The sequence below is a fragment of the Microbacterium saperdae genome, from assembly GCF_006716345.1.
GTDB lineage: Bacteria > Actinomycetota > Actinomycetes > Actinomycetales > Microbacteriaceae > Microbacterium > Microbacterium saperdae.
Window position 1 is genome coordinate 772488 of record NZ_VFOX01000001.1, and the last position, 14697, is coordinate 787184.

At 68.9% G+C, this 14697-nt stretch carries 16 protein-coding genes; 7 read left to right on the forward strand and 9 right to left on the reverse strand.

The annotated features are described in order from the left end of the window. Nucleotides 1–64 precede the first annotated feature (64 nt). Nucleotides 65–1009: a DMT family transporter gene (locus tag FB560_RS03685; RefSeq protein ID WP_229673291.1), complete on the forward strand. Its 945-nt coding sequence runs from the start codon at nt 65–67 to the stop codon at nt 1007–1009. A gap of 4 nt (nt 1010–1013) precedes the next feature. Here the strand turns inward: FB560_RS03685 and FB560_RS03690 are convergent, their stop codons facing one another. Continuing rightward, nucleotides 1014–1565: a nitroreductase family protein gene (locus FB560_RS03690; protein WP_141871116.1), complete on the reverse strand. Its 552-nt coding sequence runs from the start codon at nt 1563–1565 to the stop codon at nt 1014–1016. Then, a complete protein-coding gene (msrB, locus tag FB560_RS03695; protein WP_141871117.1) occupies nt 1562–1966 on the reverse strand; it encodes a peptide-methionine (R)-S-oxide reductase MsrB in 405 nt (134 codons plus the stop codon). The genes FB560_RS03690 and msrB overlap by 4 nt, the downstream gene beginning before the upstream one ends. 71 nt (nt 1967–2037) lie before the next feature. On the opposite strand from msrB, the gene FB560_RS03700 reads away from it, so the two are divergent. The 4 genes from FB560_RS03700 to groL all read left to right on the forward strand — a co-directional run bounded on the left by FB560_RS03700 (nt 2038) and on the right by groL (nt 5688). Further along, complete coding sequence (locus FB560_RS03700; RefSeq protein ID WP_141871118.1) at nt 2038–3030, forward strand: DUF2332 domain-containing protein; 993 nt, start codon at nt 2038–2040, stop codon at nt 3028–3030. 9 nt (nt 3031–3039) lie between these two features. Beyond that, nucleotides 3040–3297, forward strand: coding sequence for a DUF3263 domain-containing protein (locus FB560_RS03705; protein ID WP_141871119.1), 258 nt, complete (start codon nt 3040–3042; stop codon nt 3295–3297). A gap of 68 nt (nt 3298–3365) precedes the next feature. Further along, nucleotides 3366–3944, forward strand: coding sequence for a LytR C-terminal domain-containing protein (locus FB560_RS03710; RefSeq protein WP_229673289.1), 579 nt, complete (start codon nt 3366–3368; stop codon nt 3942–3944). A 124-nt stretch (nt 3945–4068) separates the two neighbouring features. Next, nucleotides 4069–5688: a chaperonin GroEL gene (gene groL, locus FB560_RS03715; protein WP_141871120.1), complete on the forward strand. Its 1620-nt coding sequence runs from the start codon at nt 4069–4071 to the stop codon at nt 5686–5688. 117 nt (nt 5689–5805) lie between these two features. On the opposite strand, the gene FB560_RS03720 is transcribed toward groL, so the two are convergent. From FB560_RS03720 to FB560_RS03745, 6 genes are all read right to left on the reverse strand, one after another. Further along, nucleotides 5806–6093: a WXG100 family type VII secretion target gene (locus FB560_RS03720; protein ID WP_141871121.1), complete on the reverse strand. Its 288-nt coding sequence runs from the start codon at nt 6091–6093 to the stop codon at nt 5806–5808. 127 nt (nt 6094–6220) lie between these two features. Beyond that, nucleotides 6221–7909, reverse strand: a complete 1689-nt coding sequence (locus FB560_RS03725) for a sensor histidine kinase (protein ID WP_141871122.1) — start codon at nt 7907–7909, stop codon at nt 6221–6223. A gap of 40 nt (nt 7910–7949) precedes the next feature. Continuing rightward, complete coding sequence (locus FB560_RS03730) at nt 7950–8642, reverse strand: response regulator transcription factor (protein WP_141871123.1); 693 nt, start codon at nt 8640–8642, stop codon at nt 7950–7952. An 86-nt stretch (nt 8643–8728) separates the two neighbouring features. Continuing rightward, nucleotides 8729–10369 (reverse strand): DNA repair helicase XPB, encoded by a 1641-nt coding sequence (locus FB560_RS03735; protein ID WP_141871124.1) that lies wholly within the window; start codon nt 10367–10369, stop codon nt 8729–8731. Nucleotides 10370–10406: 37 nt separating this feature from the next. After that, nucleotides 10407–12116: a helicase-associated domain-containing protein gene (locus FB560_RS03740; RefSeq protein ID WP_141871125.1), complete on the reverse strand. Its 1710-nt coding sequence runs from the start codon at nt 12114–12116 to the stop codon at nt 10407–10409. A 10-nt stretch (nt 12117–12126) separates the two neighbouring features. Continuing rightward, nucleotides 12127–12402 carry a multidrug ABC transporter ATPase gene (locus FB560_RS03745; protein ID WP_141871126.1) on the reverse strand — a complete coding sequence of 92 codons (276 nt, stop codon included), beginning with the start codon at nt 12400–12402 and terminating at the stop codon, nt 12127–12129. Nucleotides 12403–12518: 116 nt separating this feature from the next. On the opposite strand from FB560_RS03745, the gene FB560_RS03750 reads away from it, so the two are divergent. Together FB560_RS03750 and FB560_RS03755 are read left to right on the forward strand one after the other, a co-directional pair. Continuing rightward, on the forward strand, nt 12519–12899 hold the full coding sequence (locus tag FB560_RS03750; protein WP_141871127.1) for a cold-shock protein: 381 nt from the start codon (nt 12519–12521) through the stop codon (nt 12897–12899). Next, entirely contained in the window at nt 12883–13482 is a 600-nt protein-coding gene (locus FB560_RS03755; RefSeq protein ID WP_141871128.1) for a DUF3027 domain-containing protein, read from the forward strand. Before FB560_RS03750 ends, FB560_RS03755 begins: the two co-directional genes overlap by 17 nt. Before the next feature lie 10 nt (nt 13483–13492). Here FB560_RS03755 and serC read toward each other — a convergent pair whose 3' ends face one another. Next, nucleotides 13493–14605, reverse strand: coding sequence for a phosphoserine transaminase (serC, locus tag FB560_RS03760; RefSeq protein ID WP_141871129.1), 1113 nt, complete (start codon nt 14603–14605; stop codon nt 13493–13495). Nucleotides 14606–14697 lie beyond the last annotated feature (92 nt).

Below are 14697 nucleotides of genomic sequence, written 5' to 3' on the forward strand. Positions count from 1 at the left end.
GTAGCCCCGGGCGCCGACATCCCGTGAGCGCGGGGCCTCGCCGCCGCTCGGGTAGGGTCGACAGGTGACCCAGACCCGCGCGCTCCCCGCTCCGGTCGCACTCGGGGGAGCGGTCGCGATCGGCATGATGACGGCCATCCAGGCCCGGATCAACGGCGTCCTCGGAGTCCGTCTCGACGACGGCATCGTCGCGGGTTTCGTGTCGTTCAGCGTGGGCTTGCTCGCCCTCGTCGTCGTGGTCGCCGCGCTGCCCTCCGGTCGTCGCGGTGTCGGACGACTGTGGCGCGGAGTGCGCTCACGCACGATCCCGGTATGGATGCTGCTGGGCGGCGCCTGCGGCGCACTCACCGTCTCGACGCAGGGGCTCACCGCGGGTGTGCTCGGGGTCTCCCTCTTCACGGTCGGGGTGGTCGCGGGACAGACGCTGCACGGACTGGTCCTGGATCGGATCGGCTTCGGTCCGGCCGGAGTGGTCGCCGTCACCCCGGGACGCGTGCTCGGCGGTCTGCTCGCGCTCGCCGCGGTCGGCATCTCGCTCAGCGGAGACGTGCTGGCCACGGCGCCGCTGTGGATGCTGTTGCTGCCGTTCGCGGCCGGCGTCGGGATCGCCTGGCAGGCCGCGACCAACGGTCGTCTCGCGCAGCGGGTGCAGTCCCCGATCATCGCGACGCTCATGAGCTTCATCGCCGGGACCATCGTGCTGCTGCTCGCGGCAGGAGTGAGCATCGCCCTGCGCGGCACTCCGAACCCACTCCCGACGGAACCCTGGCTGTATCTCGGCGGCTTCCTCGGCTTCGCCTACATCCTGCTGGGTGCGTTCATCGTCGGCCAGACCGGTGTGCTGCTGATGGGACTCGGATCCGTGCTCGGGCAGCTGACGACCTCGGTCGTGATCGATCTGCTCTGGCCCCCGGCATCCGGGCCCGCCCCCTGGCAGATCATCGGGATGGTGGTCGTGGCCGCTGCCTCCGTCGCCGTGGCGCTGCCCCGTCGTCGCCGCAGGGCGTGAGGGGCTACTTCTTCTTCTTCGCCTTCGGCATCCGGCTGACGAGTTTGCGGGCATCGACGGCCTTGCGTCGTCCCGGCTTCTTGCCCGCAGGCTTGCCGCCGACGTAGAGCCAGCCGAGGAGCTCCTCGTTCTTGTCGAGCCCGTGCGCCTTCGCCACGGCCTTCGCCCGCGTGTAGTGCCCCGTCCGCCAGAGCACGCCCCATCCGGCGTCGTCGAGCAGCAGGCTCAGCATGTGCGCGACGCCGGACGCGACCGCCTCCTGCTCCCACCGCGGCACCTTGTCGCTCTTGCGGTAGCTGGCCACCACCGCGATGAGCAGCGGCGCGCGCAGCGGCTTGGTCGACGGCGACTTGTCTCCCTGTGCCTTCGAGATCGCGGCACCGAGGAGGTCGCGGTCGGATCCGCGCAGCTCGATCAGGCGCCACGGGCGCAGCGACGAGTGATCGGCGACCCTTCCCGCGGCGGCGACCAGGGTGAGCAGCTCCTCATGCGAGGGTGCGGTGTCGTCGACCTTCGACCAGGACTGACGGGCGCGGACGGCGTCGAGCGCGGTCACGACGCTTCAGGGGTGAAGTTCAGCGCGATCGAGTTCATGCAGTAGCGGTCGCCGGTGGGCGTGCCGAAGCCGTCGGGGAAGACATGGCCGAGATGCGAACCGCAGTTGGCGCAGCGCACCTCGGTGCGCACCATGCCCAGGGTCGTGTCCTCGATGAGCTGCACGGCCTCCGGGCGGATCGACTCGTAGAAGCTCGGCCATCCGCATCCGGAATCGAACTTGGTGCCGCTCTGGAAGAGCTCGGCACCGCAGGCGCCGCACGTGTAGAGGCCGGCGCGGCCCTCGTCGAGCAGTTCGCCGGTCCAGGCGCGCTCGGTCGCCGCCTGGCGCAGCACGGCGTACTGCTCCGCGCCGAGTTCCTCGCGCCATTCGTCTTCGGTCTTGTCCACGCTGTAGGCCATGCGTCCTCCTGGGTCCCCTCCATTCTCCCTCCTCCGACGGGCGAACGGCCGCCTCGGGCGACAATGGGCGTATGACGGATGCCGTGCAGCTGCGATACTCCCGCTTCGCCACGGAGGAGGCCCCCGGCCGGAGTGCCCTGTACGAGGAATGGGCGCAGGGCGTCGCCGTGGATGCGGAGATCCGGGCGGTGCTCGCGCGCATCCCGGAGAACCGGCGTCAGCCCCCACTGGTGTTCGCGGTGACCCGCCTGCTCGGCGCGCCGCTCGAGGGATTCCCGGTGTGGCGCGAGTTCGTGCTCCTCCATGCGGATGACATCGTCGCCGAGTGCCTGGTCCGCTCGTTGCAGACGAATGAGCCGCTGCGGCTCGCGGCCCTGCTGCCTGCGCTGTCGGAGGTCGACGGGCCCATCGCCCTTCTCGAGCTCGGAGCCGCGGCCGGGCTGTGCCTGTACCCCGATCGGTACTCCTATCGCTTCGTGGGCGAGGACGGTCGGGTGCGGGCGGCTCTCGACCCGTCGTCGGGGGAGTCCTCCGTGATCCTCACCAGTCAGGTCACCGGGCCCCTGCCGCCCGTGCGGATGCCGGACGTGGTCTGGCGCGCGGGCATCGACCTCGCACCTCTGGACGTCGCGGTGGAGCGCGACCGCCGTTGGCTGCGCGGACTCGTCTGGCCGGGAGAGGCAGGGCGTGAGGAGCGCATCGAGGCCGCCGTGACCATCGCCGCCGCAGAACCGCCGCTGCTCGTCGCCGGCGATGCGTTGGACCGGCTGGACGCGCTCGCCGCGCGGGCGCCCCGCGACGCCACGCTCGTGATCACCAGTCCCGGGGTGCTCGTGCACATCCCGCGTGCGCACCGCACGGCGGTGGTCGAGCGGGTGAGGGAGCTGCCCGCCCGGTGGATCACGATCGACCCTCCCGGCCTGCTCGACATCTGGACACCCGCCGTCGATCCCGAGACCTGGCCGGGGTTCGTCGTCGCGCTCGACGGGCAGGTGCGTGCCGCGGCGGATCCGCTCGGCCGATGGTGGGAGTGGCGCGGCGCTTCCGCAGCGGAGGGGCCATAACCTGGAGCCATGCTCGGAGACCTCACGGAGCGCGATCGCGCTGTCCTCCATCTGGAGGCGGCCTGGCCGCGTCACAGCGGGGCGAAGGAAGAGATCATCCGCGCCCAGCTCGGCATGAGCGCTGCCCGCTACTACCAGGTCCTCGGGCGTCTGGTGGAGTCCGAGGCGGCACTCGAGTACGACCCGATGCTCGTTCGTCGTCTTCGACGGCTCCGGGACTCCCGTGCCTCCCATCGCGCCATGCGCACCCCCGGCTTCGTGGGCTGAGAGTGCTTCTCGCGCGTATCTGAGGATGCGGATGCGGATTGCCAGACGTGTGCCGATAGCATCGAGGGGTGTCAAAGCCCACCCGCGATCGCTTCGATGACGTCCCTCGCACCTCCGGCCGCGTCGGGGCGCACCGCGCAGAAGCCCCCGGGATGAACGGCTGGGTGGTGCTCCTGTGGTCCTTCGTCGCCGCCCTCGTGCTGATCATCGCCGGTATCTTCGGATCGCTCGTGGTCATGGGGCGCATCGACATCTTCCCCGAATCCGCCCCGAGCGCCGTGCCGACCCCGCAGGAGACCGGAGTGGTCGACACCGCCTTCTCGGTCATGATCCTCAACGCGACGCCCGACGAGGGCCTCGACGAGCAGATGCGCGACCTCCTGATCAACAAAGGCTGGGCGGCCGGCACGGTCTACGCGAGCGACAGCGACAGCACCGACTTCGCGACGACGACCGTCTATTACGTCGAGGATGACGATGAGCTCGCGGCCATCGGTCTGGCGAACCTGATCGGCGGCGCTGACGTGGAGCAGAGCGATGTCTACGCCGGTCTCAACCGCACGGACGGGGAGCAGCTCACCGTCGTGATCGGCCTCGACCGCTCCGCCTCGCCTCCGGCGACGCCTGCCGACGATCCCGCCTCCTGACACACGACCGGCACCCGGCTCCGGCGGCTTGCACTCGGAGGGGTCGAGTGCCAGAATGGCGTTAGCACTCTCACACTCTGAGTGCTAAACCCAACGTCTACGTCCAGGAGGGACGAAAAAACTCATGGCAAAGATCATTGCTTTCGATGAGGAGGCCCGCCGCGGCCTCGAGCGCGGCCTCAACATCCTCGCCGACGCGGTCAAGGTGACCCTCGGCCCGCGCGGCCGCAACGTCGTGCTCGAGAAGAAGTGGGGCGCCCCCACGATCACGAACGACGGTGTCTCCATCGCCAAGGAGATCGAGCTCGACGACCCGTACGAGAAGATCGGTGCGGAGCTCGTCAAGGAGGTCGCCAAGAAGACTGACGACGTCGCCGGTGACGGCACCACGACCGCGACGGTCCTGGCTCAGGCGCTCGTCCGCGAAGGCCTGCGCAACGTCGCAGCCGGCGCCGACCCGATCTCGCTGAAGCGCGGCATCGAGAAGGCTGTCGCCGCGATCACCGAGGAGCTGCTCGCCAGCGCCAAGGAGATCGACTCCAAGGAGCAGATCGCCGCGACCGCGTCCATCTCCGCCGCTGACCCCGCGATCGGCGAGCTCATCGCCGAGGCGATCGACAAGGTCGGCAAGGAGGGTGTGGTCACCGTCGAGGAGTCCCAGACCTTCGGCACCGAGCTCGAGCTCACCGAGGGCATGCGGTTCGACAAGGGCTACCTGAACCCGTACTTCGTCACGGACCCCGACCGTCAGGAAGCCGTCTTCGAGGACGCCTACATCCTGATCGCGAACCAGAAGATCTCCAACATCAAGGACCTTCTGCCCATCGTCGACAAGGTGATCCAGGACGGCAAGGAGCTCGTCATCATCGCCGAGGACGTCGAGGGCGAGGCTCTCGCGACGCTCGTGCTCAACAAGCTCAAGGGCATCTTCAAGTCGGTCGCCGTCAAGGCTCCCGGCTTCGGCGACCGCCGCAAGGCGCAGCTGCAGGACATCGCGATCCTCACCGGTGGTCAGGTCATCACCGAAGAGGTCGGCCTGAAGCTCGAGAACGCCACGCTCGACCTGCTGGGTCGTGCCCGCAAGGTCATCGTCACCAAGGACGAGACCACGATCGTCGAGGGCGCCGGCGAGGCCGACCAGATCGACGGTCGCGTCACGCAGATCCGTCGTGAGATCGAGAACACCGACAGCGACTACGACCGCGAGAAGCTGCAGGAGCGCCTGGCGAAGCTCGCCGGTGGCGTCGCCGTCATCAAGGCCGGCGCTGCGACCGAGGTCGAGCTCAAGGAGCGCAAGCACCGCATCGAGGACGCCGTACGCAACGCGAAGGCAGCCGTCGAGGAGGGCATCGTCCCCGGTGGTGGTGTCGCGCTCATCCAGTCGGGTACGAAGGCTCTCGACGCCCTCAACCTCACGGGTGACGAGGCGACCGGCGCGAACATCGTGCGCGTCGCGATCGAGGCTCCCCTCAAGCAGATCGCGCTGAACGCCGGTCTCGAGCCGGGTGTCGTCGCGAACAAGGTCTCCGAGCTTCCTTCGGGCCAGGGTCTGAACGCAGCCACGGGCGAGTACGTCGACATGTTCGCCGCCGGCATCATCGACCCCGCCAAGGTGACCCGGTCGGCGCTGCAGAACGCAGCTTCGATCGCGGCTCTCTTCCTCACGACCGAGGTCGTCGTCGCCGACAAGCCCGAGAAGGCTGCGGCTCCGATGGGTGACCCGTCTGGTGGCATGGACTTCTGATCCCTCGACGGGCTCACGCCCTTCGACCGGCTCAGGGACTGCCACACAGAGTTCGCTGAACAGAAACGCCCCGGCTTCGGCCGGGGCGTTTCTGCGTGGTGCGGGGAGACGGCCGCCTCAGCGGAACAGGCTCGCGGAGTACTGATCGGCATCCGCGTACTGCGTGGCGGCAGAGCCAAGGGCCGTGCCGATCGACTCGAGCGCCTGTTCGACATGCAGCTGTGCGCCTCGCCACTGTTCCGCACAGCTCTGGAAGGCGTTCGATGCGCTGCCGACCCACGAGGACTGCAGCTGCGTCAGCTGAGCCGTGAGCGCCGCGGACTCGCTCTGCAGACGCTCCATGGTGGCGCGGGCCGCTCCGTGCGCGGCGTGGACGGCTTCGGTGTCGACGGTGAAGACGGACATGGGAACTCCTTCGTTGGTGGAGTTCCGAGGCTAAGAGGGCGGCGGCGTACGCCGACGGCCAGGACGCGCCTGCTCCCGGGGCCTGTGCAGAACGGCACGAAGCCCTGGGCGGTGCAGGGAGCGCGGCTCAGAGGTCGAGACGCTCGAGAGGCTGCGTCTCTTCGAGCAGATGCGCGGGAGTCTCCCGTGAGGGGGCAAGGGGGAGTGTGACGGTGAACGTCGCGCCCCCACCGGGCGTCTCGGAGACGGCGACCGAACCGTGCAGCGCCTTGAGGATCGACGACACGATCGCCAGGCCGAGCCCCGATCCGCCGGTCTCCCGTGCGCGGGACGTGTCCGCCCGCCAGAACCGCTCGAAGATCTGCTCGCGGATCTGAGGAGGAATGCCCTCGCCGTGGTCGACGATGGCGATGCTCCCGGTGCCGCGCGCGCGATCGGAGTCGACCACGATCTCGATCGGGCTGTCTTCTGCCGAGAACCGCCGTGCGTTGCCGAGCAGGTTGGTCACCACCTGACGGACCTTGTTCTCCTCACCCCACACGATCGGCGGGGTGCGCACCGGGGTGTCCGGGGCCTCCGAGAAGTCGAATGCGGGTGTGGGCTCCTCCGGCGTCGTGCGGGGCCGGCGTCGCAGACGCGAGAGCGCGGCGCGAGAGAGGCCGCGCGGTGCCGGCTGTTCCGGTTCCTGCTTCGGAATGCTCCGAGTGGGCGCCGTGACGCTCTCGATCGTGAGATCGATCATGGTCACGGTGCGACTGGGAGCCGCCGCGCGCACGTCGAGGGCGGCGTCGCGGGCGATCGGACGCAGGTCGAGCGCGACGATCTCGGGTTCGCGCTCCTCATCGAGTCGGGCCAGCGCGAGCAGGTCCTCGACCAGCACCCCCATCCGGATCGCTTCCTTCTCGATGCGCTCCATCGCCCGGGCGGTGTCCTCCTCGCCCTTGATCGCGCCCATGCGATAGAGCTCGGCGTAGCCGCGCACGCTGACCAGCGGAGTGCGCAGCTCATGGCTGGCATCGCCGATGAAGCGTCGCATGTGCTGCACGGTGCGATCGCGTTGGGCGAGCGAGCCGTCGACGCGGTCGAGCATGGTGTTGATGGCGGAGTTCAGGCGGCCGACCTCGGTCGTGGGCTCCAGATCCGTCAGGCGCTGGCTGAAGTCCCCGGCGGCGATGGACATCGCGGTCGACTCCACCTGCCCCAGGCGACGGAAGGTCAGCGTCACCAGGAAACGCGTGAGGAGGGCGGCGATGAAGATCGTGATGAAGGCGATCGTGATGTAGATGCTGAAGTACTGCCCGATGATCCGGTCCGCCGGTGCGAGCGGGACCGCCACGACCTGAGTGCGCAGTGCGCCACCCTCTGAGGGCAGGACGGCGACCGACGAGCTGAACAGCGCACCGTCCTCGCCGACCAGCGGCATCACGGTGTCCTCGCTGCTCTTCGCCTCCGCGAGCGGGAACTCCTGCCGGAACTCCGGCGCCTCCGCGGAGGAGTTCCCCGCGGTCGCCTGCAGCACCCCTTCTGCGTCGTAGATCGCGACGAAGAAGTCGCGTGGCTGCTCGTCTTTGCGGGTGTAGACGGGATCCCCGTCTACCGGGGTGGTGTCGAAGTAGCGATTGACGAGGTCGCTCGACACCAGCGCGGGCAGCTGCGACTCCACGTTCGCGACCAGAGCCGTTCGCAGGATCGGAACGGTCCCGAGACCCGCGATCAGCAGCCCCAGCGCGAGCACGCCGACCGTGACTCCGGTGACCTTCGCGCGAAGGCTGATGCGCCGCCACCAGCTGGTGACCGCATCCGGCTTGTGCGCCATGCGGTCCTCCCGGTTCGGCGTCGTGCGGTGCAGGCGGCGGTCAGGCCGACTTGCCGACCTTCAGCATGTAGCCGAAACCGCGCTTGGTCTGGATGAGCGACTCCTCGGTGTGCGGGTCGATCTTGCGGCGCAGGTACGAGATGTAGCTCTCGACGATGCCGGCGTCGCCGTTGAAGTCGTACTCCCACACGTGGTCGAGGATCTGCGCCTTCGACAGCACCCGGTTCGGGTTCAGCATCAGATAGCGCAGCAGCTTGAACTCCGTCGGGCTCAGCTCGATCGGCTCCTTGCCGACATGCACGTCGTGTGTGTCCTGGTCCATCGCCAGCTCGCCGGCGCGGATGATGGATTCCTCGTCAGCCTGCATCGTGCGGCGGAGGATCGCCTGGGCCCTCGCGACGATCTCGTCGAGACTGAACGGCTTGGTGACGTAGTCGTCGCCGCCGGCGTTCAGTCCCTCGATCTTGTCCTCGGTACCGTCCTTGGCGGTGAGGAAGAGGATCGGGGCCGTGAACCCGGCCCCGCGGAGACGCTTGGTGACGCTGAACCCGTTCATGTCGGGCAGCATCACATCGAGGATGATGAGGTCCGGCTCCTCCTCCAGGACGGCGGAGATGGTCGCAGCGCCGTTGGCGACCGTCTTCACCTGGAACCCGGCGAAGCTGAGACCGGTCGAGAGCAGGTCACGGATGTTGGGTTCGTCGTCGACGACCAGGATGCGCGCAGCAGTCATGACCCCATTATGGTGACTTCGTCGATGCGCAGGCTGATTATCTGTCGGAGCGGCGTCGAAGCGGTGCGATGACGCCCCGTCCGGGATCAGGCGGCCAGGGCGTCGGCGTCGAGGATCGTGTAGCTGTATCCCTGCTCCGCGAGGAACCGCTGACGGTTCTGCGCGTAGTCCTGATCGATCGTGTCGCGGGCGATCAGCGTGTAGAAGCTGGCGGTGTGCCCTGACTGCTTCGGGCGCAGCAGACGGCCGAGACGCTGCGCCTCCTCCTGGCGGGAACCGAACGAGCCGGATACCTGGATCGCCACGGATGCCTCGGGCAGGTCGATCGAGAAGTTCGCGACCTTCGACACCACCAGCAGCGAGATCTCGCCCTCGCGGAACTGGCGGTACAGCGCCTCGCGCTCATCCACCGGGGTGGCCCCGGTGATCTGCGGCGCGTTCAACGCCTGCGACAGCGTCTCGAGCTGGTCGAGGTACTGTCCGATCACCAGGATCCGCTCGTCCGGATGCTTCGCGATGAGCTCCTTGACCGTGTCGATCTTCGCCGGTGCGGATGCCGCGAGCCGGTACCGCTCGTCGTCCGTCGCGGCGGCGTACTCCAGCCTGTCGTCCGGCGGGAGGTCGACACGTACCTCGTAGCAGGCGGCGGGGGAGATGAACCCCTGTGCCTCGATCTGCTTCCACGGGGCGTCGAACCGCTTGGGGCCGATCAGGCTGAACACATCGCCTTCCCGTCCGTCCTCGCGCACCAGCGTGGCGGTCAGGCCGATGCGTCGGCGTGCCTGGAGGTCTGCCGTGAGCTTGAACACGGGTGCCGGGAGGAGGTGCACCTCGTCGTACACGATCAGGCCCCAGTCGAGCGCGTCGAGCAGGGCGAGGTGGGCGTACTCGCCCTTCCGCTTCGCCGTGAGGATCTGGTAGGTCGCGATCGTGACCGGCTTGACCTCTTTGGCCTGTCCGGAGTACTCGCCGATCTCCTCGGGCGTCAGGCTCGTGCGCTTGAGGAGCTCGTCGCGCCACTGGCGTGCCGACACGGTGTTCGTCACCAGGATCAGCGTGGTCGTCTTGGTGGCGGCCATGGCGCCGGCGCCGACGATCGTCTTGCCGGCGCCGCAGGGGAGCACGACCACTCCGGAGCCGTCCTTCGAGAAGGCATCGACGGCGTCCTGCTGGTAGGGGCGGATGTGCCAGCCGTCTTCGGCGAGGTCGATCTCGTGCGGGGTGCCGGGGGTGTATCCGGCGAGGTCCTCTGCCGGCCAGCCGATCTTGAGCAGTTCCTGCTTGATCTGCCCGCGTGCCCACGCGTCGACCACGAAGGTCGTCGGCGAGGGGTGGCCGATCAGGAGGGGCTGGATGCGCTTGTTGTTCGCGACCTGGGTCAGCACGGCGGGGTCGGAGGAGCGCAGGATCAGCGTCCCCTCGTCGTCGCGTTCGATCACCAGACGGCCGTAGCGGTTCACGGTCTCCCGCAGGTCGACGGCGACCGACGGAGGGACGGGGAAGCGGGACCAGCGGTCGAGCGTCTCGAGCATGTCTTCGGCGGTGTGGCCGGCGGCGCGGGCGTTCCACAGTCCCAGACGGGTGATCCGATAGGTGTGGATGTGCTCGGGCGCGCGTTCCAGCTCGGCGAAGATCGCCAGCTCGTGACGAGCGCTCTCCGCATCGGCGTGCGCGACTTCGAGCAGTACGGTGCGATCGCTCTGGACGATCAGGGGGCCATCAGACATAGCTGTCCAGTTTACCGCGCGCAGAGAGGCGGGGGCGCTACGAGGCGACCACGCTGGCCGCGCGGATGCTCGAGACGGGCAGTGTGCGCTCGACGTCGGCCGCGCGGTCCCGTCCCCGCAGGCGGCCTCCGCCGAGACCGGTCGCTTCGAGCAGCAGCTCCCGTGTCGAGCCGTCCGGCATTCCGACGGTCACTCGCAGCACCGCTCTGGCGCGCACGGCGGCCTCGAGCTCGCGGTCGAGCCACGCCGCATCGGCGTCAGGTCCCTGCTGAGAGCGCAGGCGCTGGATCAAGGGCAGGAGATCGGGCTGCGGCGTCACGGCGGTGCCCGTCGGCGCGGCCGGGTGCCGCTCGCGGATGAGCGCGGCACCGTCCGAGCCGACGAGTGTGGCCGGGTAGCGGGCGTCGGTGAGAGCCCAGTAGACGGTGTCGCGGCCCACGCGCGTCGTCAGCGAGTCGACGTGTTTCGTCAATGCCAGAGGGCGGAGTCCCTGATCGATCGCCATCGCCTCGATCAGATGAGGATCGGTGCTCTCGATGCGGGTGCGTCCGGTCTCGTCGTCGGTGGACACCCGCACCAGTCCGTGCCGCTGCGCGGTCTGGGCGACCAGATAGCTCAGGGGTTGGGGGATGCCGGTGAGAGAGATCTCGGCCAGGAAGTCCAGGATCGACTCCGCGCTCTCGCCCGCGCCGAACGCGCGGGCGATCGACTCGGTCGTGAACCGGTACGACGAGGCCTGCGCGGCCGACTCGCGGGCGGCCATCGTGCGGAGCCGAACGTCGAGCGGGGGCGCGAGAGGTCCCGGTGCGATCGCGGTGAGGTCGTTCTGGAGGAAGATCTTGTCGACTTCGGCCGGCAGCAGCCGCGCGAGTTCGGTCGCGTCGGCAGACTGTCCGCGCCGTAGAGGGATCGACCAGACCGGCTCCGCGCCGCCCTCGGCGATGACGCCGAGCAGAGTCGCAGCCTGCAGCAGTGCGCGGCTGCGCTCCGGCCACGAAGGATCCCATGGATGCGCCTGCGGCCAATCCGCGGGAGAGATCCATCCGCCGTCCGTCGATCGCACGCCGCGCGGCAGTGCATCCCGGAACGCCGTCGCGAGGACGCTCCAGCGGTCGGGGGCCGAGGAGCGGAGCCAGTCCTCCGCCGCGGTGCTGGTGCGCAGGCGACGTTCGTCGATGACAGCCAGGCGAGCGTCGACGGCGATCGCGAGGAGCGCGTCGATGACGTCGATCGGGAGACCGCTCTCGCTCAGCTGGCGCTTCTCGCCGGCGCTGACGCCACCTCCGGCGAGCAGGGCGAACGGGGAGTCCCGCGCGACGAGCAGCAGGTCGGCCAGGATCGACACGGTCGTGAAGGCGCGCTCTGCGGCGTGCGCGGCCAGGTCGGCCGGAGCTGTCGGCGCGGAGGTCGTGGTCGTCTCCGGCGGTGCGGTGCGGCCGCTGAGCGCGGCGATCACGGGCGCCGGGGGAGTGCCGTCCGGACGGAGCAGCGCGAGCGCGGTCAGGGCGGCGCGTTCCTCTCCCGCGTCTTCGCCGGCCGCCGCGCGCAGCAGAGCCGCCGCCTCGGGCCCCGTGAGCGTGGGAAGCACCTTCGTCAGCGACGCGGGGTCGAGCAGCGTCTCGGCGGCGTCGAAGAAGTCGTGCCAGCCGACATCCGCACGCACGCGACGTTCCGCGAAGAGGTGCAGAAGCTCTGCATCGCTCGCCGCGGCCAGCCAATCGGCCAGAGGACGTGCGTGCGCGGTCATGCCGAAGTCCTCAGGACCGCGATGCCGCGCGCCCTTTTCGGATGAAGCTCATCACCAGGAGCACGATGATCATGATGAATGCCGCCGGCAGACCGTAGAACGGGATCGCGGCGACCACCGGCCAGACGCCCCCGCCGAACGCGGCCTGGTCCATGCCCAGCGCCGTGCCGATGATGATCGCGAAGAAGCAGATCACGGATGCGGCGGCGATTCCGAGCGCGCCGAATGCCAGGAAGCGATCCAGGCGCCGGATGGAAAGCTCCGGTTCGGAATTCTGTGCACTCATCTCTCTCACCCTACTCTCACCAGGACCTTCGAGTTCCCCTGTCTCCGACCGGTAGGCTGGAGGTGGACGCGTGTGAGCGCGCCTTCTTTTCCGCACCGACTCAGCGAGGTTCTCCCATGCCCACCGGCAAGGTCAGGTTCTACGACGAAGACAAAGGCTTCGGCTTCATCGCCAGCGATGACGGCCAGGATGTCTTCCTGCACGCTTCCGCCATGCCCACCGGCACGGCTGTGAAGGCGGGCGCTCGCGTCGAGTTCGGTGTGGCCGACGGCAAGCGCGGTCTTCAGGCGCTCTCGGTCCGCGTCCTCGAAGCGCCGCCGAGCCTCGCGAAGGCCAAGCGGAAGTCCGCCGACGACATGGCGATCATCGTCGAGGATCTCGTGAAGCTCCTCGACAGCATCGGCGGGGACCTGCGGCGTGGCCGCTACCCGTCATCGAGCCACGGCCGCAAGATCGCGGCCGTCCTACGCAAGGTCGCCGATGACCTCGAAGCCTGACGCCGACGCGCGTCTCCTCGACGCCCATGATCTCGCCCTGCAGGCACTGCGCGAGATCACCCCTGCGGCGACCGTCGGCCCTGCAGCGGGCTATCTGCAGGAAGACGACGGCTCCGTGTCGTTGCGCTTCGAGAACAGGCTGCCCGGTTACCCCGGCTGGTACTGGACGGTGACCGTCGCGCGCGTCGAGGATGAGGATCCGACCGTGCTCGAGGTCGAGCTCCTCCCCGGAGACGGCGCACTTCTCGCTCCGGAATGGGTGCCGTGGGTCGAACGTCTCGCCGAGTACCGCTCGCACCAGGCCGAGCTCGCCGAGCAGGCGGCTGCGGCAGCGGGTGCGGAAGGCGCCTCCGACGACATCGATGCCGACTCCGAGCTCGACGAGGATGACCTCGACGAAGACGACGAGCTGGATGAGGATGACGACCACGAGGCCGACATCCTGCATGCCGGTGACCTCGACGGCGTCGACATCGACGAGCTCGACGAGGCGACCGACGACGAGGTGTCCGACGAGGAAGAAGAAGACGACGTCGACGCCGACGAGGATGTCGACGCCGACGAGGTCGACGAGGAGGAGTGACCCCCGACGCTCAGGCGCCGAGGTTCTCCAGCACGTAGTCGAGCGAACGCGTGAGCTGACGCACGTCATCCGGCTCGATCGAGACGAACGTGGCGACCCGCAACTGGTTGCGTCCGAGCTTCCGGTAGGGCTCCGTGTCGACGATGCCGTTGGCGCGGAGCGTCTTGGCGATCGCGGCCGCGTCGATGCTCTCGTCGAAGTCGATCGTGACGACCACGGGGGAGCGGTGCGTCGCATCCGTGACGAACGGGGTGGCGATCGCCGAGGCCTCTGCCCAGTCGTACAGCACGGAGGATGACTCCGCGGTGCGGGCACCAGCCCAGCTGAGGCCTCCGTTGTCGAGGATCCAGCGCAGCTGGCTGTCGAGCAGGTGCAGGGTGGTCAGCGCCGGTGTGTTCAAGGTCTGGTTGAGCCGCGAGTTGTCCACCGCGTTCTTCAGGCTCAGGAACTCGGGGATGTAGCGGTCGGAGGCGGCGATGCGCTCGATGCGCTCGATCGCCGCGGGCGACGCGACGGCGAACCACAGCCCGCCGTCCGAGCCGAGGTTCTTCTGCGGTGCGAAGTAGTACACGTCGGCCTGGGTCGCATCGAAGTCGATGCCGCCGGCGGCGCTGGTCGCGTCGATCACGGTCAGGGCGCCGTCGGCCGCGATGCGCTCGATCGGCGCCGCGACGCCGGTGGAGGTCTCGTTGTGAGGCCAGGCGTACACGTCGACACCCTCGACCACCTCGGCGGACGTGCGGGATCCGGGCTCCGCCTTGCGCACGTCGGGCGCTTCGAGCCACGGGGCGGCTGCGGCACCGGCGAACTTCCCGCCGAACTCTCCGAAGACGAGGTTCTGGCTGCGGCGCTCGATGAGACCGAATGCGGCGGCATCCCAGAACGCGGTCGACCCGCCGTTGCCGACCAGGATCTCGTACCCCTCGGGGATGCGGAACAGGGAGGCGAGCTGCTCGCGCACGCTGCCCACGAGGTTCTTCACCGGGGCCTGGCGGTGGGAGGTGCCCAGGAGCGTGGCCCCCGACGCGAGGAGTGCGTCGAGCTGCGCGGGGCGCACCTTCGACGGACCACAGCCGAAACGGCCGTCGACGGGCAGGAGGTCACGCGGAATCTCGATCGCCATGGGTCGATTCTAGGGGGCGCGGATGAGACTCGATCACCGGGGCGAGGCCGATGTCCCCGCGGGAATGTAGGCTTGCCTAAGAACCTCGGAGG

Coding starts and splice junctions, on each gene's coding strand:
- msrB (WP_141871117.1), bottom strand. CDS start 1,966: ATGGCCTACAGCGTGGACAAGACCGAAGACGAATGGCGCGAGGAACTC.
- FB560_RS03700 (WP_141871118.1), top strand. CDS start 2,038: ATGACGGATGCCGTGCAGCTGCGATACTCCCGCTTCGCCACGGAGGAG.
- FB560_RS03705 (WP_141871119.1), top strand. CDS start 3,040: ATGCTCGGAGACCTCACGGAGCGCGATCGCGCTGTCCTCCATCTGGAG.
- groL (WP_141871120.1), top strand. CDS start 4,069: ATGGCAAAGATCATTGCTTTCGATGAGGAGGCCCGCCGCGGCCTCGAG.
- FB560_RS03720 (WP_141871121.1), bottom strand. CDS start 6,093: ATGTCCGTCTTCACCGTCGACACCGAAGCCGTCCACGCCGCGCACGGA.
- FB560_RS03725 (WP_141871122.1), bottom strand. CDS start 7,909: ATGGCGCACAAGCCGGATGCGGTCACCAGCTGGTGGCGGCGCATCAGC.
- FB560_RS03730 (WP_141871123.1), bottom strand. CDS start 8,642: ATGACTGCTGCGCGCATCCTGGTCGTCGACGACGAACCCAACATCCGT.
- FB560_RS03735 (WP_141871124.1), bottom strand. CDS start 10,369: ATGTCTGATGGCCCCCTGATCGTCCAGAGCGATCGCACCGTACTGCTC.
- FB560_RS03740 (WP_141871125.1), bottom strand. CDS start 12,116: ATGACCGCGCACGCACGTCCTCTGGCCGATTGGCTGGCCGCGGCGAGC.
- FB560_RS03745 (WP_141871126.1), bottom strand. CDS start 12,402: ATGAGTGCACAGAATTCCGAACCGGAGCTTTCCATCCGGCGCCTGGAT.
- FB560_RS03750 (WP_141871127.1), top strand. CDS start 12,519: ATGCCCACCGGCAAGGTCAGGTTCTACGACGAAGACAAAGGCTTCGGC.
- FB560_RS03755 (WP_141871128.1), top strand. CDS start 12,883: ATGACCTCGAAGCCTGACGCCGACGCGCGTCTCCTCGACGCCCATGAT.
- serC (WP_141871129.1), bottom strand. CDS start 14,605: ATGGCGATCGAGATTCCGCGTGACCTCCTGCCCGTCGACGGCCGTTTC.